This window comes from Microcoleus sp. w2-18bC1, from assembly GCF_036700365.1.
Taxonomy (GTDB): Bacteria; Cyanobacteriota; Cyanobacteriia; order Cyanobacteriales; family Microcoleaceae; genus Microcoleus.
Genome location: NZ_JAUBOS010000055.1, coordinates 1 through 20,681, shown reverse-complemented (window position 1 = coordinate 20,681; position 20,681 = coordinate 1). Strand labels below are relative to the sequence as shown.

General features: G+C 44.4%; 14 protein-coding genes. 7 read left to right on the top strand and 7 right to left on the bottom strand.

Annotated elements, in window-relative coordinates:
* Positions 1-10: 10 nt before the first annotated feature.
* The 6 genes from QT979_RS22135 to QT979_RS22110 form a co-directional block, all read right to left on the bottom strand.
* The gene (locus tag QT979_RS22135; protein ID WP_333311695.1) at positions 11-1,741 is read right to left on the bottom strand and encodes an NAD+ synthase; all 1,731 of its coding nucleotides are present in this window, start codon (positions 1,739-1,741) and stop codon (positions 11-13) included.
* 87 nt (positions 1,742-1,828) lie between these two features.
* Positions 1,829-2,122, bottom strand: coding sequence for an isochorismate lyase (locus tag QT979_RS22130; protein WP_333083730.1), 294 nt, complete (start codon positions 2,120-2,122; stop codon positions 1,829-1,831).
* Positions 2,123-2,192: 70 nt separating this feature from the next.
* A complete protein-coding gene (locus QT979_RS22125; protein ID WP_333311694.1) occupies positions 2,193-2,942 on the bottom strand; it encodes an NrtR DNA-binding winged helix domain-containing protein in 750 nt (249 codons plus the stop codon).
* Positions 2,903-3,502 (bottom strand): nicotinate-nucleotide adenylyltransferase, encoded by a 600-nt coding sequence (locus tag QT979_RS22120; protein WP_333215101.1) that lies wholly within the window; start codon positions 3,500-3,502, stop codon positions 2,903-2,905. Before QT979_RS22120 ends, QT979_RS22125 begins: the two co-directional genes overlap by 40 nt.
* Positions 3,503-3,592: 90 nt before the next feature.
* Positions 3,593-5,017, bottom strand: coding sequence for a nicotinate phosphoribosyltransferase (locus QT979_RS22115; RefSeq protein WP_333311693.1), 1,425 nt, complete (start codon positions 5,015-5,017; stop codon positions 3,593-3,595).
* A 197-nt stretch (positions 5,018-5,214) separates the two neighbouring features.
* Positions 5,215-5,391, bottom strand: coding sequence for a hypothetical protein (locus tag QT979_RS22110; RefSeq protein WP_333233167.1), 177 nt, complete (start codon positions 5,389-5,391; stop codon positions 5,215-5,217).
* A gap of 126 nt (positions 5,392-5,517) precedes the next feature.
* On the opposite strand from QT979_RS22110, the gene QT979_RS22105 reads away from it, so the two are divergent.
* Positions 5,518-5,667 carry an isochorismate synthase gene (locus tag QT979_RS22105; protein WP_333083725.1) on the top strand — a complete coding sequence of 50 codons (150 nt, stop codon included), beginning with the start codon at positions 5,518-5,520 and terminating at the stop codon, positions 5,665-5,667.
* A gap of 838 nt (positions 5,668-6,505) precedes the next feature.
* Here the strand turns inward: QT979_RS22105 and QT979_RS22100 are convergent.
* On the bottom strand, positions 6,506-6,703 hold the full coding sequence (locus tag QT979_RS22100; protein ID WP_333083724.1) for a hypothetical protein: 198 nt from the start codon (positions 6,701-6,703) through the stop codon (positions 6,506-6,508).
* Positions 6,704-7,058: 355 nt separating this feature from the next.
* Here QT979_RS22100 and QT979_RS22095 point away from each other — a divergent pair, with 355 nt between their 5' ends.
* The 6 genes from QT979_RS22095 (at position 7,059) to QT979_RS22070 (ending at position 20,568) form a co-directional block, all read left to right on the top strand.
* Complete coding sequence (locus tag QT979_RS22095) at positions 7,059-8,336, top strand: glycosyltransferase (protein ID WP_333311692.1); 1,278 nt, start codon at positions 7,059-7,061, stop codon at positions 8,334-8,336.
* 152 nt (positions 8,337-8,488) lie between these two features.
* On the top strand, positions 8,489-9,766 hold the full coding sequence (locus tag QT979_RS22090; RefSeq protein ID WP_333311691.1) for a glycosyltransferase: 1,278 nt from the start codon (positions 8,489-8,491) through the stop codon (positions 9,764-9,766).
* Positions 9,767-9,887: 121 nt separating this feature from the next.
* Positions 9,888-16,523 (top strand): AAA family ATPase, encoded by a 6,636-nt coding sequence (locus tag QT979_RS22085; RefSeq protein ID WP_333311705.1) that lies wholly within the window; start codon positions 9,888-9,890, stop codon positions 16,521-16,523.
* Positions 16,520-17,551 carry a response regulator gene (locus tag QT979_RS22080; protein WP_333311690.1) on the top strand — a complete coding sequence of 344 codons (1,032 nt, stop codon included), beginning with the start codon at positions 16,520-16,522 and terminating at the stop codon, positions 17,549-17,551. The genes QT979_RS22085 and QT979_RS22080 overlap by 4 nt, the downstream gene beginning before the upstream one ends.
* Before the next feature lie 81 nt (positions 17,552-17,632).
* Positions 17,633-18,265 (top strand): response regulator, encoded by a 633-nt coding sequence (locus tag QT979_RS22075; RefSeq protein WP_445304802.1) that lies wholly within the window; start codon positions 17,633-17,635, stop codon positions 18,263-18,265.
* Positions 18,266-18,405: 140 nt separating this feature from the next.
* The gene (locus QT979_RS22070; protein ID WP_333215112.1) at positions 18,406-20,568 is read left to right on the top strand and encodes a flotillin family protein; all 2,163 of its coding nucleotides are present in this window, start codon (positions 18,406-18,408) and stop codon (positions 20,566-20,568) included.
* Positions 20,569-20,681 lie beyond the last annotated feature (113 nt).

Here is a 20,681-nt window from a genome sequence, read left to right as displayed (position 1 = left end):
AATGATGCGTTTAATAAAATGAAGATTTGGCGATCGGCATCCGCCAACCGGTACCAAAAGCTCGAGCGCTAATTTTCAAACCAGGGGCTGCTTGTCGCCGTTTAAACTCCGCTTGCCTCACTAATTTTACTACACGTTTAACCACCGCTTCATCGTGTCCTGCAGCCACAATTTGTTGAACCGATTCGTAATGTTCTATCAACCGCTGCAAAATGTCATCCAAAACATCGTAATCCGGCAAAGAATCTTGGTCAATTTGCCCCGGTTTTAGTTCAGCACTCGGCGGCTTAGTAATAATATTAACCGGAATAATTTCCTTTCCCAAGTTTGCATGATTTTTAATCTTCTCACTCCCAGAATTCAGCCACCGACAAAGCGAATAAACGCGAGTTTTCGGCACATCAGAAATCACCGCCAATCCCCCATTCATATCGCCGTAGAGAGTGCAGTAACCCACCGCCATTTCCGACTTATTGCCAGTCGAAAGCAGCAAATGTCCGAACTTATTAGAAATTGCCATCAACAGATTGCCTCGAATCCGCGATTGAATATTTTCCTCAGCAATCCCGAAAGTTGTATTGACAAACAAATTGGCGAGAGTGCGATCGTAAGTTTTCATCAAATCGCCGATCGGCAACATTTCGATTGCAATGCCAAGATTTCGTGCTAATTCCAAAGCATCATTAACCGAATGATCCGAACTGTAAGGAGAAGGCATCAACACCCCTAGAACATTTTCGGGCCCGATCGCGCAACTGGCGATCGCAGCCACCAAAGCCGAATCTATCCCGCCACTCAAACCGAGTACAACCTTAGAAAAACCGCACTTGCGGACATAATCTCCTACTCCCAAAACCAAAGCAGCCCAAATTTCTGCATCTCCTTCTGCCGGATGAAAACTTAAATCTGTTGTGGATCGGGCATCTTGCCCATTCCCACCGCTGCCAACTAAATCTTGTTTAGTGGCGTCATATTCCAGCACCGCAAAATCCGTTTCAAAAGAAGCTAATACCTGAATTAAATCACCCTTTCGATTCACACCAAAACTGCTACCATCAAAAATAATATCGTCATTTCCCCCTACCTGATTAGCGTAAATAATCGGTATCCCGCAGCGAATGATGCTGTGCTGCAACATCGCCGATCGCACTCCCCGCTTCCCCGCAGAATAAGGCGATGCCGACAAATTCACCACTAAATCTACACCCAATTTTGCCAGATCGGAAACAGGATCGCCCGCGTAACTGCGTTTACCCCAAAACTCCTCATTGTTCCACAAATCTTCACAAATTGTCACGCCGATTTTGACTTCGCCAATAGAAAAGTAATTGCTGTTTTCTCCCGGTTCAAAATATCTATCTTCATCAAATACATCATAAGTAGGCAACAAGCGTTTATGAAAAACTGTTTTGACGGCGCCATTTTGCAACAAAATAGCACTATTAAACAAGGATTTTCCGCCGAGTTTAACAGCATTAGCATTAGGTAAGGCAGTGCCTACTATGACTGCCAACTCCGGCGGCAAAGCTTGCGCCAGTTGCTGCAACTGTGTACCTGCATCTGCAATGAAACTCGGATTAATTAACAAATCGCGCGGCGGATAACCGATCAGGGAAAGTTCCGGTGTTAGCAATAAGTTTGCGCCCTCAACCTCAGCTTTTTTCGCAGCCTCCAGAATCAGGTTGGAGTTGCCCAAGATATCACCAATAGTAGGGTTGAGTTGTGCGATCGCAATTTTCATCTCACCAAATCACCTAATAAATATTGCTAACAGTCCGCCGGCGCGGACTCACTTTCTTATATTCCTAGATTTGAATGTAGCGAAAGATTACTCAGATTTGTAATGTTTCAACTCTTCCTCAATATAATAATTTACCAAATCCCGGTAAATATTTTCAACCACATCAGGATTCAAACCCGATTCTTGAGCCCACTCGCGCCGCTGCTGTAACATATCGTGAAAGCGATCGAACGATCGAACACTAGCTTCACTCGTTTTGAACCTTGCTGCCGCGATGACGTATTGAAATCTCTTGCTCAAAGCCTCGATCACTTCTCGATCGATAATATCAATTTCCTCCCGAACTTCGTGAATATTAGCGCATTCATCAGGGTCTTTCATCGTCTGCACTCCTTAATAGCTTATATTCTAATGTTACTAAATTGATCCCAGAATGTCATCTAAGGAACAGCTAAATAAACACCAGTGGCTTATTTTTGAAAGGAGCAAAAGCGGCCGCATCAAAGCGGTACAAACTAGCAGGGCGGCCCGCCCCGCGCGAAACCTTAACACCGGTATCGCACAAAAAACCCAATTTCAACAATCGAGCTCTAAAATTAGAATAATCAGAAAAATTTTCTCCCAAAATAGTTGTATAAAGCTGATACAAATCGCTCAAAGTAAAAAGTTCCGGCAAAACTTCAAAAGCTACCGGGCTGTATTCAAGTTTGTTACGCAGTCGCCGATATCCGTATTCGAGAATTTGATTGTGATCGAAGGCCAGCTTAGGAACTTGTTGCACGGGATACCAAGCAATACCGCCGACACGGTGCCCGACACCCGCGACTACACTCCCAGCAATTAACTCAGCTTCCTCAAAGCGTACCAAAGCAAAATAACTAACCGAAAGATAACGATCGCCCCTGGTAATTTCCCGAGGATCGCGCCCGGGTTCTCCAAAAGTATACAATTGCTCCAGATACAAATTTTTTACCCGAATTTTCTCAGACAAAATTCGGTAAGCCGCATTTTCAAGAGACTCGCCCTGACGCACCAAAGTACCGGGAAGACTCCAAGAATCGATAAACGGTTCGTCTTGCCGCATTACCAACAGCACCAACAAGCGGTTCTGCACGGTATCGACGGAAAAAATAACATTATCTACTCCTACTTTAAAGTCAGCTAATGAGCAACCCTCGCTCTTTTTTGTGCCTCGTGCCATGCGTACAAATGCTCCCTATGGATGTAATCTTCGATGGTCGGAGTCAGAGCTTCCCTGTCTCCTTTTTCCCGATAGGAAGTAGAAGAAACATTGGGAGCACTCAAAGATGCGATCGCCACGTCTGCACCCATGCGCCTCAACTGCCACAAATCTATTTGCTCTGATGGATAACCGGGTCGCGGTACTATCAGCAAATCCACTTGTTTTAACAATTGTTCAAATTTGTACCAGCGAGACAGTTGCCCCACCAAGTCAGAACCGATTACCAGCGTCAAATCTGCATCCGGCCACAGCAATCTTGCTTGTTCCACAGTTTCCACAGTCCTCGGACTGCTGAGTTCTGGATGCAAGCAAAGATTGTGTCTGGGCGAATTAATTTCTTGAATCATTAACAGCAGCATTGCCGATCGGTGTTGTAAAGAAGTTTGATGCGACTTAAAAGGATTGTCCGACGCCCAAACTGCTACCCAATCAAAATGTTGCGAAAGCCAACTCAGAATTGTTTTATGTCCCGCTGTGGGCGGATCGGCACTGGTTCCAAAAAGAGCAATCTTCTGCATAGGGAATCGGTAATTGTTGACTGTTGACTGTTGACTGTTGACTGTTGATTGATGACTACTGACTACTGACTACTAACTTCAATCTAAAATCTAAAATCTAAAATCTAAAATCGATTGACTCTTTTTCGTTTTTTCGGTGAGACTCTGCAAATCTGTAGAAATTTCCACTGACGGCGAAATCGGGTTGTCAAGTTGGCGAGTTTCGGGTCGAAGACTGGCGACAGAAGCAGCAGTGCGTTTGGCGATCTCCTCCAAACTTTCCTGGTTATGAACTCGTTTGCCATCCTTGACAACCAACTCCATTAATGGTAAATAATAATCGCAATTGTGAATAGTTTCTCCCGACAATCCCAAATAATCTCCGAGAATTTGCCCATTTTCAATATGTCTAAAAATTTGCTTTCTTCCTGGATATGTTACCTTGCCGCTTGCCTCTTTCATCACCGGAATTCCGTCAATTTCCACCAACTTATAAACACCGTTGATAGGAGAACCGCTGACCAACTTCGTTCCCAAACCGTAACCGTCAATGCAAGCACCGCTACTTTTTAATTTCGCAATTTCTCGATCGTCCAAATCGCCGCTAGCAAAAATTGGAACGCCAGGCAGGATCGATCGAACTTCCCGAGACAGCAGCGCCAAATCGCCCGAATCCAGCCGCACGCCTTCCAACTGCATTTCACCGCTGTTTACTCGATCGGCCAACATCCGCGCCGCCGCCACAGTATCATAAGTATCGATCAGCAGCGGCGCCCCCGGAAAATAGCGGTGAAAAGCTGCAAACGCCTGATTCTCACTGCCTTCGAGGGCAGCCACAGCCATTACCAAAGCATGGGCGATCGTACCGACAGGCTTGCGGCCCAACTTCAAAGCAGCCAAAATATTAGAAGTTCCGTCGAATCCCGCAGCCAGGGCAGCCCTAGCCGCCCAAACAGCAGCTTGAGGCCCAAAAGCCCTGCGCGTCCCGAATTCCAGCAACTTAGCCTCCGGGCCCGCCACATCCCGCAGCCGCGCTGCCCGCGTCGCAATCAAAGTTTGATAATTTATCGCATTCAATAAATAAGTTTCCACTAACTGAGCCTGCCACAGAGGAGCCTCAATTCGCAGCAGAGGCTCGTTAGCAAACACCGCCGTCCCCTCCGGCACCGCCCAAACATCGCCAGTAAAACGAGCTGTGGCGAGTAAAGTCCAAAATCGTTCCGGGGCGTCGGCAAAAATCCCAGTGGACTGCAAAGCCTCAATTTGCGCCGGCGAAAACCGAAATTTTTCCAAATAATCGATAACTTGAGCCAAACCCATCGCGATCGCGTAGCCAAAACCTTCTGGCAGCCTGCGCGCGAATAATTCAAAACTCGCGGCCCGCCCGTCGATCCCTTCCCCGACGTAACAAGCGGACATCGTTAGCTGGTAGAGATCGGTCAAAAGGCTGTAATCTGCTGAAGAAACCGTTAGTTCCTGGTCTTCTAAGATTTCTTCAAAACCTGTGAGCTGCAGGCTTTCTGTCGCAGTTTCCATAAGAAAAACCCCGAACAAACTTCTTTTTTTTAATTATAGTGACAAACACCATATCTTTTTGTAAATTTTTGATAAAGATTGCAGATATTTGTCGGACAAATTCGCTTATTATGCCCTTTAATAGCAGATTTAGGTTGATTTTTCGATTAATATTATGGTAAAAGCAATATAAATACTGAATTTAACAAACTCAGGAATTAAGCACAAACACTCAAGCGTTCCGGGTTTTTTGCGAAAATATTTCCTTGCAGCCTTTGAAGAGAGTTAGACAACCCGGTTTCTGAGCGTCGGGAGGGCGATCGCGAGTGCTTGAGCTGAGCAAGGAAAAATCTACCAGCAAAAGGTCGATCGTCCAAAAATGCGTAATTTCTCAAACCTTCAGCTTGCTTCTATGTTGCAGACCAATAAGTAATTCAAATAAATATTGCTAAACTCATCCACAGCCCAAAAATCCGAGTAATATTAAAAGTATCAGAACTCAGACAAGAGAGGCAGATTCTATGAATCTTTCTAAATCTTTGACAAACGCAATGCGTTACGTTTCGGAAGCAGCGGTGCGGATTTTTAGCCCCAGCGATGACAACTATCCAAATAGTGGAGTTCAACCTTTTGAAGGTAAGCTTTCCAAAAGTTCTAAATCCAAAGAATGAACAGCCATTCCGGCAGTTTCTAGCGAGTTCGGCACAGGGATTCAGTTTAACAGTCAACAGTTAACAATTAACTGTTGGCTGTTAGCTTTTGACTTGGAACTTTTGACTTAGGACTTTGACCAAGAATTTCTTGATGGTATTCGCCACGTGATTTATCCGTGGAATCCATCCAAAATCTCAAATCTCAAATTCTCAACTCCCCGAATTTATCCGTGGGGTCAATCCAAAATCTCAAATCTAAAATCTAAAATCGAATGACTGTGAATAGTAATTGTAGGCGTGGTTTCCCTTCCTTCTACCCCACCTACAATTACCAATCACCAATTACATTTAACTTCCCAAATTGACAAAAGGTATAGCAAAACCATTTGATTTGTAAACAATCGATTCAATCATCACAAGCGTTTCAGGTTGTTCTACATTCACAACTCAAATAAACTTGCTATATATTCAGTGTAGTAAGCTTTTGAAATAAAGATTTTGGCGTTGCTGATTTAAGGTAGGAAAGGCTAAATATGCAAGGCATAGAAACCAATATTCACAAAATTTCGGGATTTTTAAGTGATTTTTTTCATACCCTGATTAAGCAAAGCCTTTTTTGTAGATTTATATAATGATTTAGACGTGCTATGGAGCCAGGATCTGGTTTACAAGATTATTAGTTCTAGTTGATTATGGTTGGTAAAAACCGCCCCTACAGGAATTACGCTCGATTCACACGTATATGATATGAGGTAAATAAAAACCCAGTTTCTTAAATAAACTGGGTTTCCATTGATGTTTTCTGATTGGATGTTTAAACTCAGCGGAAGCGCGATCGCTTATAGTTACAAGCCGCTCATTTCCCGAAATATGACTGCAAGTAGTTAATCAGTTGCGTGGATATGCGGGGCTTTAGATAGTCCGGCACTGGGCCTTCGATTGTGATAGTACGCATACCACCTGCGATCGCTTCGAGTTCCAAGTCGCTCAATTCTCGATAGGTTGAGTTTTCCGGTGTAGATGTTGCTTTTTTTATGATGCTTTCACTCGACATGGAAGTTACTCCTTGTGGATTTTTTACAGCTAGGCTATGGCTGGCCTATGCGTAAATTTAGTTTAGAAAATTCCCTGGCTAAAGTAGCTAGCTCAAAGTTGAGTTTTGAAGGTATAAAAACAACTTAGTTTGAACTAACCTTTGGTTGAGGAGATCACCTGAACTTTTGGCTAGGTATCGCAGATCGCATACAACTATATACTGGTAACACTCTCTGGCAATGACTAAAGCCTGCGTCCCATTCCTGAGTTTCTCCAAGTGATCGCCCCAACGCCCCAACGCCCCAACGCCTAACAAAAACCCCCCACCGCCCATTAAATGCTCAAAAGGTTAAATTCACACGGAGCCTTTACTAATGACCCACTTCGGCATTTTCTGTCCAGCCGGCGACGGCCACCTCAACCCCATGACAACATTAGGCAACGAACTGCTTCGCCGAGGCCATCGAGTTACCGTATTTAACTTCCTCGATGCTAAAACCACCACCTTAGCCAGCGGCTTAGAATTCCAGCCATTAGCTGAAGATGAATTTCCCCCAGGCTCAATGGCAGAAGGCTTGGCCCAACTGGGGAAACTCAGCGGAATGACAGCATTTCGATATACTATCAAAGCATTCACAGAGATTTCGACTGCTATCATCACAGAGGCTCCAACTGCCATTCAAAAAGCCGGTGTAGAAGCTTTACTCGTAGACCAAGTTTCATTCGAGGGAGGAACAATTGCAGAATTTCTCAACCTTCCTTTTGTCACAGTATGCAGTGCTTTGATGGTAAATAGAGACCCTAACATTCCTCCGTTTTGTACTTCTTGGCAATACAATCCAACTTTACCAAACCGCCTACGCAATCAACTCAGCTATCAGTTACTAAATCTGGCAGTCAAACCGATTCGAGAGGTGATTGCTGAGTATCGCCACCAGTGGAAATTACCTTTGTACTCTCACCCGAATGATGGTTACTCTAAACTCGCTCAGCTCAGCCAGCAGCCTGCTGAATTAGAGTTTCCCAGACAAAATTTACCCCCTTATTTCCATTTCACCGGCCCTTATCACAACCCAAAGACGCGCAAACCAGTGCCTTTTCCCTTTGAACAATTAACTGGCCAACCATTGATTTATGCTTCGATGGGAACTATTCAAAATCGCTTGCTGGATGTTTTTCAAACGATCGCCTCTGCTTGTGAAGGATTAGACGCTCAATTGGTGATTTCTCTGGGAGGTGGCGCGAGTCCAGAATCCTTCCCGCAATTGCCGGGAAATCCGATCGTTGTTGGCTATGCACCCCAATTAGAATTGCTGCAAAAAGCAACTCTCACAATTACTCACGCGGGGATGAATACAACCTTGGAATCCTTGAGTAATGGAGTACCGATGGTGGCAATTCCTGTGGCGAACGATCAGCCGGGAGTCGCAGCGCGGATTGCTTATACGGGTGTTGGGGAAGTGGTTCCTTTGAAGGAATTGAGCGTTCCTAAATTGCGATCGGCAATTGTGAAAGTCCTAACCCAAGAGTCGTATAAACAAAGGGCGATCGCGCTGCAAGAGGCGATCGGGCGATCGGGCGGAGTCAAGCGCGCCGCTGACATTATCGAACAGGTTGTGTTGACTGGGAAACCTGTTTTGGCTGGGAAATAATACTTTTTGGCGGTGATTTTAAGCTCCTAGAAGAGCAAAAATAAGCTGTAGCCAAGAGGAGCGATCGCCCCACCTCCCCAACGCCCAACAAAAACCCCTCACACCGCCGATTAAATGCTAAAAAAGGTTGAATTCACACGGAGACTTTACTAATGACTCACTTCGGCATTCTGTGTCCACCCGGTGCCGGCCACCTCAACCCTATGACAACATTAGGCTGCGAACTGCTTCGCAGAGGCCATCGAGTTACAGTATTTGGCTTCCTTGAGGCTCAAGTCACAACCTTAGCCAGCGGATTGGAATTTCAGCCATTAGCTGAAGAAGAGTTTCCCGTCGGCTGGTTCGCAGAAATCCTTTCCCAACGCGGAAAACTTAGCGGACTAGCGGCATTGCAACATACTTTTAAGGAAGTTGCGAAGACTTCAGATGCTATTCTTAGAGAGGCTCCTATCTCTATTAAAAAAGCTGATGTAGAAGCTTTACTCGTAGACCAAGTTTCACTGGAAGGAGGAACAATTGCAGAATTTATAAACATTCCTTTTATCACAGTTTGCAGTGCGTTACTATTAAATCGAGACCCCGACGTTCCACCTATTTGTACCCTTTGGCAGTACGATCCAACTTGGAAAGGACGCTTACGGAATCAAGTCAGCTATCAGTTACTCAGTTTGCTTGCCAGACCGATTCGAGAAGGGATTTCTGAGTATCGCAGAAAGTGGAACTTACCTTTGCAATCCCACCCAAACGATTATTACTCGAAACTAGCTCAAATCACTCAGCAGCCTGCTGAATTTGAATTTCCCAGACAAAATTTACCCTCACATTTCCATTTCACAGGCCCTTATCACAATCCTGCGACGCGCAAACCAGTGCCTTTTCCTTTTGAACAATTAACTGGCCAACCATTGATTTATGCTTCGATGGGAACTATTCAAAATCGCTTGCTGGATGTTTTTCAAACGATCGCCTCTGCTTGTGAAGGATTAGACGCTCAATTGGTGATTTCTCTGGGAGGTGGCGCGAGTCCAGAATCCTTCCCGCAATTGCCGGGAAATCCGATCGTTGTTGGCTATGCACCCCAATTAGAATTGCTGCAAAAAGCAACTCTCACAATTACTCACGCGGGGATGAATACAACCTTGGAATCCTTGAGTAATGGAGTACCGATGGTGGCAATTCCTGTGGCGAACGATCAGCCGGGAGTCGCAGCGCGGATTGCTTATACGGGTGTTGGGGAAGTGGTTCCTTTGAAGGAATTGAGCGTTCCTAAATTGCGATCGGCAATTGTGAAAGTCCTAACCCAAGAGTCGTATAAACAAAGGGCGATCGCGCTGCAAGAGGCGATCGGGCGATCGGGCGGAGTCAAGCGCGCCGCTGACATTATCGAACAGGTTGTATTGACTGGGAAACCTGTTTTGGCAGAAAAATAGTCGCAGACTAAAATCTAAAATCTAAAATCTAAAATCTAAAATCGACTGATGGCTCACGCACCTCTGGTGTGAGGAGCAAATTTATGCTATGTTCGACTGCAAAGTTGACAGCGGTATGAATATGCTGACTCTTCCCGGCGTTGAAATCACAGAGCTCATCTACGAAAGCGCAAACTCTCTGGTTTACCGAGCATTGCGACAGCCCGACAATCAACCCGTCGTCCTCAAAATCCTCAAAGAAAATTATCCCACGCCCCAAGAACTCGCTCGCTATCGCACAGAGTATAAAATTACACAATCTCTGAATCTGAGTGGCTGTATAAAAGCCTATGATTTGCAGCCATATCAAAACACGCTGGTGATGTTTGTGGAGGATTTTGGCGGCGAATCCTTGAAAATTTGGATGCAGCAGCAAAAATTTAGTATTGCAGAATTCTTGCGAATTGCGATCGCCACCACAGAAAGTTTACAACAAATTCACAGCGCCCACATCATTCACAAAGACATTAACCCTTCAAATATTGTCTTCAATCCAGCTAGCGGAGAACTCAAAATTATCGATTTTGGCATTTCCACGCAGTTAACGCGGGAGAATTCTACCCTAAAAAATCCCAACATTTTAGAGGGAACTCTTGCTTATATGTCGCCGGAACAAACCGGCCGAATGAACCGCAGTTTAGATTACCGCACGGATTTTTATTCCCTGGGCGCTACTTTTTACGAACTGCTGACAAACAAATTGCCTTTTGACACTAACGATGTGCTGGAATTAGTACACAGTCATCTCGCTAAACAGCCGTTATCTCCATCTCAGGTGAATCCCGAAATTCCGCAAATTGTTTCCGATATTGTGATGAAGTTGATGGGGAAAAATGCTGAGGAGCGGTATCAAAGTGCGATCGGCATTAAAGCGGATTTAGAAGAATGCTTAAATCAACTGCACAGCAATAACAATATATCCTTTTTTTCCCTAGGATGTCAAGATATTTCTGATCGCTTTCAAATTCCGCAAAAACTTTATGGCAGAGAGCGAGAAATTGATAGTTTACTAACAGCTTTTGAAACAGTCAGCAGTCACAGGCAAGATGCCTGTGCCACAAGCAATCACAGGCAAGATGCCTGTGCCACAAGTTCAATGATGTTGATTTCTGGATATTCTGGTATCGGGAAATCAGCTTTGGTGCAAGAATTATACAAACCGATTACTCAACAGCGCGGTTATTTTATCTCCGGCAAATTTGACCAATACCAGCGCAACATTCCCTACAGCGCAATTGTCAGCGCTTTTCAGGATTTAGCCAAACAACTGTTGACAGAAAGCGCAGCCAATCTCAAAGAATGGCGGGAAAAAATATTATACACCTTGGGAATCAACGGTCAAGTCATTATTGACGTAATTCCTGAAATTGAATTAATTATCGGCAAGCAACCTGCGCCGCCAGAATTGGGTGCGGCAGAAGCGGAAAATCGCTTTAATTTTGTGTTTCAAAACTTCATTAAAGTCTTTACCAAACCCGAACATCCTCTGACAATATTTATCGATGATTTGCAGTGGGCTGACGGGGCATCTCTGAAACTGATGCAACTGCTGATGAATGCTTCGCCAGCGGGACTGTTTTTAATTGGGGCTTATCGGGATAACGAAGTTTCTGCGGCTCATCCGTTAATGCTAACAATTGAAGAGATTGTCAAAACAGGGGCAAAGGTCGATCGCATTTTTCTGTCACCTTTGGATTTATCCTCTGTTACTCAACTGATTTCTGATGCCCTGAATTGCCCGGAAGCAAGAGTCAACTCCCTTGCCGAGTTAGTGTTTTTCAAGACGGGCGGAAATCCTTTCTTTATGAATGAATTTCTCAAATCGCTTTATACAGAAGGACTCTTACAATTTGACTTTACCCCCAGGGCTGTTTCGGGGCAACCACGGGGGGATTGCCCCTACGAAAAACCAGGGTTTTGCAGGGGCGGTGCCCCCGTGCCCGCCCAGCCCATAGACGATGGGGTAGGGGTTTCAGATATCGCGGCAACCACGGGGGGATTGCCCCTACAAGAGAATGAAACAGCCCAGCCTCACCAAGGGGGGACACAGGGGAGTTGGCAGTGGAATTTAGAAGAAATTCAAGCGAGAAATTTCACTGATAATGTTGTCGAATTGATGGCTGGCAAAATTCAACAACTGCCCGATAATACGCAGGAAACTTTAAAGGTGGCAGCCTGCATTGGCAATCAATTCGATCTGAAAACGCTAGCGTCAATTCGCCAAAAAAATCTGAGAGAAACGGCCGATGATTTGTACGAAGCAGTTGCGAAAAATTTAGTTTTCTTGCTGGGGAATATGGGAGATGTCGAATTAGAAATTGCAGGTAAATCAGCCAGTAACCAATCCGTAGAATACAAGTTTGTTCATGACAGAATTCAGCAAGCTGCTTATTCCCTGATTGATGAACAGGATAAGCCGATAGTCCACAGACAAATAGGACAACTGCTGCTGCAAAACACTTCGATCGACAAGCGAGAAGAAAAAATATTTGACATTGTTAATCAACTCAATTTCGGCAGTGAATTAATCGATCGCCAGCAAGAAAAAGATGAACTGGCTCAGTTAAATCTGATTGCTGGCAATAAAGCCAAGGCATCAGCGGCTTATCAGCCAGCTTTTAACTATCTGCAAACAGGGAGAAAATTGCTGGGAGAAAACAGTTGGGTGGTGCAATACCAGCTAAGTTTGCAACTGCATCAAGAAGCCGCAGAGCTAGCTTACATATTGGGCGATTTTGAGCAGATGGAAAGTTTAGGGAACCTCGTGCTAACAAATGCTAAAACAGTGCTCGATCGCGTCAAAGCGATCGAGGTAAAAATGGGTACTCATGCTGCCCAAAATCAACTAGATATGGCACTTAATATGGGGCTCAAAATTCTGAGGCAGTTGGGAGTCAAACTGCCCGCAAAGCCTAACAATCTAGATAGCATAATAGGATTGCTGGAAGTTAAGTTAACCCTAGCTGGGAAACGCATTGAGGATTTAGCCAATCTACCTCAAGGAAGCGATCCTGCTAAACAAGCTGCACTGCGTATCTTGTCATTTATGACTACTGTCGCCTATGGCGTTGCCCCTCAACTGATGCCTTTAATTGTGTTTAAGCAGGTTATTTTATCTGTAAAGTATGGCAACTATCCTGAGTCTCTCCATGCTTATGCAGTTTATGGATTAATTTTGTGCGGAGTGGTGGGAGATATTGAAGGTGGTTATCAATTTGGTCAGCTAGCATTGAGGATGTTGGAACAATTTGGCAAGCCAGAATTAAAAACTAAAGTCCTTATTCCCTTTAATGACTTCATCCGTCATTGGAAAGCACCAGCTAAAGAAAGTTTGCCATCTTTGTTAGAAGCTTACAAAAGCGGATTGGAAACAGGACAAGTTGAAGAACGTGCTTGTGCGTCTCAAACTTATTGCGGTTATTCGTACCTCTTCGGCGCTGAATTGTCAGGGCTGGAACGCGATATTGCTACTTATCGCGATGGGATAGAAAAGTTAAAATTTGATCCAATTATTTGGCAGATTAGACCATTAGATCAGTCGGTTTTAAATTTATTAGGTAAGTCGGATAATCCCTGCTATTTAATTGGGGAAGCCTATGATGAGCGGACTGCGCTATCACTGTTAACGGAAGCTAACGATCGCACTTCGATTTTTGCCCTGCATTTTTATAAAATGATTCTCTGTTATTTATTCGGGCAATATGCTGAAGCGGTATCAAATGCAGCTTCCACAATGCAGTATGTAGATAGTGCCGCTGGAACTCTGCAAGTATCCTACTGCTATTTTTATGAGTCGCTGGCTCAGCTTTCGTTTTATTCTAATGCTTCTCAAAACGAGAAAAAGCACTGTTTAAAAAAAGTCACGGCTAATCAGAAAAAAATGAAAAAATGGGCGCATCACGCTCCGATGAATCACTTGCACAAATTTAATTTAGTTGAGGCAGAAAGATATCGGGTTATTGGTAAAGATGCACGGGCGATCGACTATTACGATCGCGCAATTTCCCTTGCCAAAGAAAACGAGTACATCCACGAAGTCGCCCTCGCTTACGAACTCGCTGCCAAGTTCTATTTATCCAGGGGTAAAGAATTAACAGCCAAAGCTTATATGCAGGAAGCTCGTTACTGCTATCAACTCTGGGGTGCGGTGGCTAAAGTCAAAGATTTAGAAACGCGATATCCGCAGTTATTTACGATCGATCGACCTACAAATAAAAACATTTCAACCACTACATCAACTACGGGTAGCCGTTCGAGTTCTTCCTTGGATATCGCTACAGTCATGAAAGCTTCCGAGGCAATTGCTGGGGAAATTGTACAGGATAAATTACTCTCCAGATTGATGAAAAATTTGATTGAAAATGTCGGCGCTCAAAAAGGATATTTAATTTTAGAAACCCAGGGAAAATTGCTGATAGAAGCTGAAGGTGCCATTAATGATGAACGGATAACAGTGCTGCAATCTGAGCCCGTTGAAAATTGCCAGGAACTTTCCGAAGCTATTATCAATTATGTCGCTCGAACTAAAGAAAATTTAGTGTTAAATGATGCCACTCGTGAAGGTAACTTTACGAATGACCCTTACATCAAAGCACGTCAGCCCAAGTCTATTTTGTGTGCTGCTTTGATGAATCAAGGTCAACTGGCTGCTATTGTTTATCTCGAAAATAACCTTACCGCACAAGCTTTTACTCCCGATCGCCTGGAAGTTTTGCAATTGTTATCGGGACAAGCGGCGATCGCACTTACCAATGCTAAACTCTACGCGGAAGTCAAAGAACGCGAAAACCGACTGACTCAATTTATCGACGCTATGCCGATCGGGGTAGCCGTGCATGATACCACCGGACAGATTACCTACGCAAATCAGACAGCACATCAACTAAGTGCCATTCCTACAATACCCGAAGCAAATACTGAGAAATTAGCAGAAGCTTGTCAACTTTATCTGGCTGGAACTAACGAGTTATATCCCACCGCACAAGTCCCAATCGTGCGTTCTTTGGGGGGTGAAACTGTCAAAGTAGATGATATCGAGTTCCACCGACCTGATAAGATTGTTTCTTTAGAGGTTTCTAGCACTCCAATTGTCGATGAAACTGGCAAGATTAATTATGCGATCGCCACATTTCAAGATATCACCGATCGCAAACAAGCCGAAAAAGTTTTAGCCGACTACAACCGCACTTTAGAACAGCAAGTGAGCGATCGCACTCTCGAACTCCAGCGAGAAATTATCGAGCGACAACGAGCCGAAGACGCCGCACAAGAAGCCAACCGAGCAAAAAGTACATTCCTCGCAAATATGAGCCACGAATTGCGGACTCCCCTCAATGCAATTCTGGGTTTTTCCCAATTAATGAATCGTTCTTCTAACCTATTGCAGGAACAGCAAGAACACCTGAGTATTATCACCCGCAGCGGAGAACATTTGCTGGAACTGATTAACCAAGTATTAGATTTGTCCAAAATAGAAGCGGGACGCACGACTCTCAACGAGACAAATTTTGACCTCCACCGCCTACTGGACGACATCGAAAATATGTTCCAACTTCCGGCACAAAATAAGGGATTGCAGTTATTAGTAGAGCGGATGCCCGACGTTCCCCAATATGTGCGAACTGATGAAATTAAATTGCGCCAAATCTTGATCAACCTGCTTTCTAACGCGATTAAATTTACCTCCGAAGGCGGCATTTATGTGAAAATTAAAAATCAGGATTTGGCTCAGCAAATCTGCTTTGAGATAGAAGACACGGGAGAGGGAATTGATGTTAGTGAATTAGACAAGATATTTGAAGCTTTTGTGCAAACTAAAACAGGGGAAGAATCGCAACAAGGAACAGGATTAGGTTTAACTATCGCACGTTCTTTTGTGCAGTTAATGGGAGGTGAAATGACAGTCAGTTCTCGTGCGGGAGGCGGTACTATTTTCAAATTTGACATTAAAGTTAATTCCGTTGAAAGTGCCGATCGCCAACGGGAACAGCCAACTAGACGAGTTATTGCGATCGCACCCAATCAACCCCGCTATCGAATTCTCGTTGCAGACGACGCTTTTGACAACCGCCAACTGCTAGTTAAACTGCTTTCCGCGATCGGTTTTGAAGTCTACGAAGCCCAAAATGGGAGAGAAGCAATAGAAAAGTGGGAGCAATATTCACCGCACTTAATCTTTATGGATATGCGGATGCCGGTGATGGATGGGTATGAAGCAACCAAACAAATTAAAGAGGGCAACCACAGGGGGATTGCCCCTACGGAAAACGAGGATTTTGTAGGGGTAGTGCCTCCGTGCCTACACCAGACAGCAATTGTTGCTATAACAGCAAGTAGTTTTGAGGAAGACAAAGCTATGGTTCTTTCTATCGGCTGCGATGATTTTATTCGCAAACCATTTAGAGAAGCGAACATATTTGATGTTCTGCACAAACATATCAGGGTGCAATTCGTTTTTGAAGAACTAAATGCTGCCCCCAGTTTCACAGAAAATGAAGTAAATGTATTGACAAAAACCGCTTTTTCTGAATTACCTCCTGAGTTAGTAGCCAATCTCCAGCAAGCCATTAGCAACCTCGATTTGGAACAGATGCAAACAGTCATCAGTCAAATTCGCGAAATCAATCAGCCCTTAGCTAGGGCGAGCGCAGCTTGCATTAAAAATTTTCAGTACGAACAGTTGCTCAATTTAATACACACATTAAGGGATGAGACATGAACAAAAAACTCAGTCTTACCCGCGAAGAAAGTATTTTAGTGATTGATGATTGTCCGGAGAATTTAAAACTTTTAAGTGGCATACTATCGGCCGCTGGCTATAAAGTTAACCTAGCTCCCAGTGGGAAATTAGGTCTTAACTTTATCGATTCCAACTTGCCCGACTTAATTTTACTGGATATTATGATGCCTCACATGGATGGCTACGAAGTCTGCGAGCAGCTTAAAGCTGCTCCAAAAACTCAAAATATCCCAATAATTTTTATCAGCGCTTTGCAAGAAATTTTTGATAAAGTAAAAGCATTTTCTGTGGGCGGAATAGACTACATTACAAAACCTTTTCAACAACAAGAAGTTTTAGTGCGCGTCGAAAACCAATTACGTCTAAAAAGGATGTCTAAACAACTCATAGACCAAAATATTCTCGAAGAGCGCAACCGCATGGCGCGGGAAATTCACGACACTTTAGCGCAAACTTTTGCAGGTATTATCATACATTTGGGAGCTGCTGAACGGGTAATATCAGCAAATCCAGAACAAGCACAAGTACACATGAAAACTCTCTGCGAATTGGCTCGCTCTGGCCTGACTGAAGCGCGGCGATCCGTAGAATCTTTGCGCCCGCAACTGTTAGAAGATGGTGACTTGTATAGCGCTCTCAACCAAATTGCTAAACAAATGTCATCAGATACTGATACGCGCTCTATTTTAGAAGTAGTTGGCACAGCCTATTCCCTACCATTAGAGGTAGAAAATAACCTGTTGCGTATCGGGCAGGAAGCATTAACAAATGCTTTCAAATATGCCAAAGCTACAGCGATCAAAATTGAGTTAGTTTACGAAACATCCAAGTTCCTTTTGCGAGTGCAAGATAACGGAGAGGGATTTGATACGGAAAGTTTCGGTTTTAGGAATGGCTTTGGTTTATTGGGAATGAGAGAACGCGCCGATCGCATTAACGCGCAACTAATTGTAAACAGCAGCCCCGGAAACGGAACAGAAGTTATAGTTTCAGTTAATCGCCAGTAAAGTAAGGTACACATTTCGCACCATACATAGTAAGTTTGTATTGATATTTTCATTTTTTTTTATAAAATTAACAGGGGAAACATGATTAACCAATCCAATATTATTCGCGTTTTAATTGCCGACGATCATTATATTGTGCGGCAAGGTTTAGTGGCGCTGCTGAATCATGAATCAGATGTTAAAGTTGTGGCGCAAGCAAGTAACGGGCAGGAAGCATTAACAATGTTCCGCGAATATCAGCCCGATGTCACCCTTATGGATATGCGGATGCCCCAAATGGATGGAGTCGCCGCCATTGCTGCGATTTGTGCGGAGTTTCCCAGCGCCCGGATTGTGGTGCTGACGACTTATGACGGCGATGAAAACATCTATCGCGGATTGCAAGCTGGTGCTAAGGGCTATCTGCTGAAGGATGCGGAACCAGAGGAGCTTTTAGCAGCAATTCGGGCGGTTTTTGAGGGTAAAAAGTATATTCCGCTGGCAGTGGGTGTTAAGTTAGCCGATCGCCTGAGTGGCCCTGAATTGAGCGATCGCGAATTAGAAGTCATCCGCCTCATAGTCGCGGGTAAAAGCAACAGCGAGATTAGTGAAGTTTTGCACATCAGCGAAAGCACCGTCAAGTTTCACATCAACAATATTTTGAGCAAAATGGGAGTTAGCGATCGCACGCAGGCCGCGATTTCCGCATTAAAACGGGGGATTGTCAGCCTGTAATTTAATTATAAGTATTTCTACTGAAAAATATGACTGTTATGAGGGCAAATAATGATAAATAAGATCTTAAGTTTTACGCCAAAACTTTTTAGTAAGGCTAAGCTGGAACTCCTAGGACAAATTAGCCCTGCTCAAAAAAAATGCTTTATTCATTTTTGTCCAAATCTCAAGTCAAAGTCCGCGTTTTAAAACAGTTTGCAGCCGCTGTTTCGGCGTCTTTAGCTCTTAGTGCAACAACCAGTTTGAAACCTTCACAGGTATTAGCAGCTAGCAATATCCCCCTCCCAAATCAAAGCTCGACTCAGTTAGTCGCAAAACCTGATTCTAGCTTGCAGTTAGGGCAGTTACGCAGCAGTGTTCCCGTGCAGACAATGCAGCTCGATCCGGGCGGATTTATCCCGATCGCGATCGGCGGTATGATAATTATTCTGGTGCTGCCATTATTTTTTGGCGGATTGGTAGTAATTGGCGATCGCGAAGTCGGAATTGTCAGTAAAAAGTTTAGCTTTGGCGGCAAATCTTTACCGCCCGGAGATTTAATTGCCTTAAACGGAGAAGCTGGATATCAAGCTGATACTTTGCCCCCCGGTTGGCACTGGGGTTATTGGCCTTTGCAGTACAACGTTCGCAAAGAGTCTCTAACTGTAGTTCCCCAAGGTGAAATTGCTTTAATTATCGCCGCCGCCGGCGAGTCGATTCCGCCGCAGCGCATCCTCGGCAAAATCACAGAATGCGACAATTTTCAAGATGCTCGCAAATTTCTTAAAAGCGGTGGAGAAAAAGGTCGCCAACTCGGCATTCTGACGGGCGGCAGCTATCGAATAAATACGGCATTATTTACGGTAATTACAGCAGCTAATGCTCCCAAACACGGGATGACAGCGGAACAGTTGAAACTGTACAAAATTGCTCCCGATAAAGTGGGAGTTGTGACAACTTATGACGGCGTTCCGATCCAAGATGGCGAAATTGCAGGGCCAATTATTCCGAATCACGACAACTTCCAAAACGCGCAAAAATTTATCACCGCTGGCGGGCGACGCGGTTTGCAGGAACAGGTTTTGCTTTCCGGTTCGTGGAACTTAAATCCTTGGTTTGTCGGAGTTGACCAAGTGCCGATGACCGAAATCCCGATCGGCTATGTCGGCGCGGTTATTTCTTATGTCGGCAAAACCTCAGAAGATGTGAGCGGCGCTGCTTTTACCCACGGAAATTTAGTAAATGTCGGCAATAAAGGGGTTTGGGTAACTCCCCTTTATCCGGGGAAACATCCGCTGAATACTCGCATTTTGAAAGTAGAGTTAGTGCCGACTACTAATATAGTATTGAATTGGTCTGGTAAAACAGAAAGGCACAGTTACGATTCTCAACTTTCGTCTTTAACCGTGCGTTCTCAAGACGGTTTTGCCTTTGATTTAGAAGTAGCTCAGATTATTCACGTAGGAGCTTTGGATGCTCCAAAAGTGATTTCTCGCGTAGGTTCGATGCAGAATTTAGTAGACCACGTTTTGCAGCCGACAATTGGCAATTATTTCCGCAATTCGGCTCAAGCTTATTCTGTATTAGATTTTCTCTCGGCAAGAAGCGGCAGGCAAGCGGAAGCAGCCGAGTATATCAAAGCAGCTTTGCGAACCTACGACGTGCAGGCAATTGATACTTTAATCGGGGATATTTTGCCACCCGCAGAGTTGATGCAAACTCAGACAGATCGCAAAATTGCTGAGGAACAGTGCAAGACTTATGAGGTGCAGCAATTAGCACAAACTCAGCGGCAACAATTGGTGCGGGAAACGGCGCTGGCTGAGATTCAGCAAGAGATGGTGAAATCGGAACAAGGCGTGAAGATTTCTGAGTTGAAAGCGAATTCTCAGGTGAAGCAAGCTCAAGGCGAAGCTGAGTCGATTCGGGTGAAGGGAAATGCTCAAGCTGAAGCTTATCGCGCGGGTGTTGTAGCTTTGGGAGGTTCGGGTTATACGGCTTTGCAGTTAATGCAAATTATAGGCGATCGCAACGTGCGAGTTGTGCCGGATGTTGCGGTAACAGGCAACGGTAGCGGTGGCGGTTTGGTTGATGGTTTGCTGGGAATGATGATGTGGAATCAAACGAGCAAAAATGGAGAAAATGGCGGGGAGTTACCTGTAGTTAACCTACAGAAATCGGAACCTGCAGCCAAGTTATCAGTAGCCCAGGTGAATTCTGTTAAGCCGTCGGCATCTCGCGCTAATTCCCCTGTTGCGAATTCTGAGGCTGATATTGATTCGCGATTTGATGAATTGCCGTTTGACGATCGATCTTTTAGTTAGGCTGTGCCGTTTGTAGCGAGGACTTCAGTCCTCTCTCAGGGTAAACGCATCTAAATTAATTTGACAAACACCTAAATTTGTGCACTACTAAATAACTAAAAAAACCTTCTAAA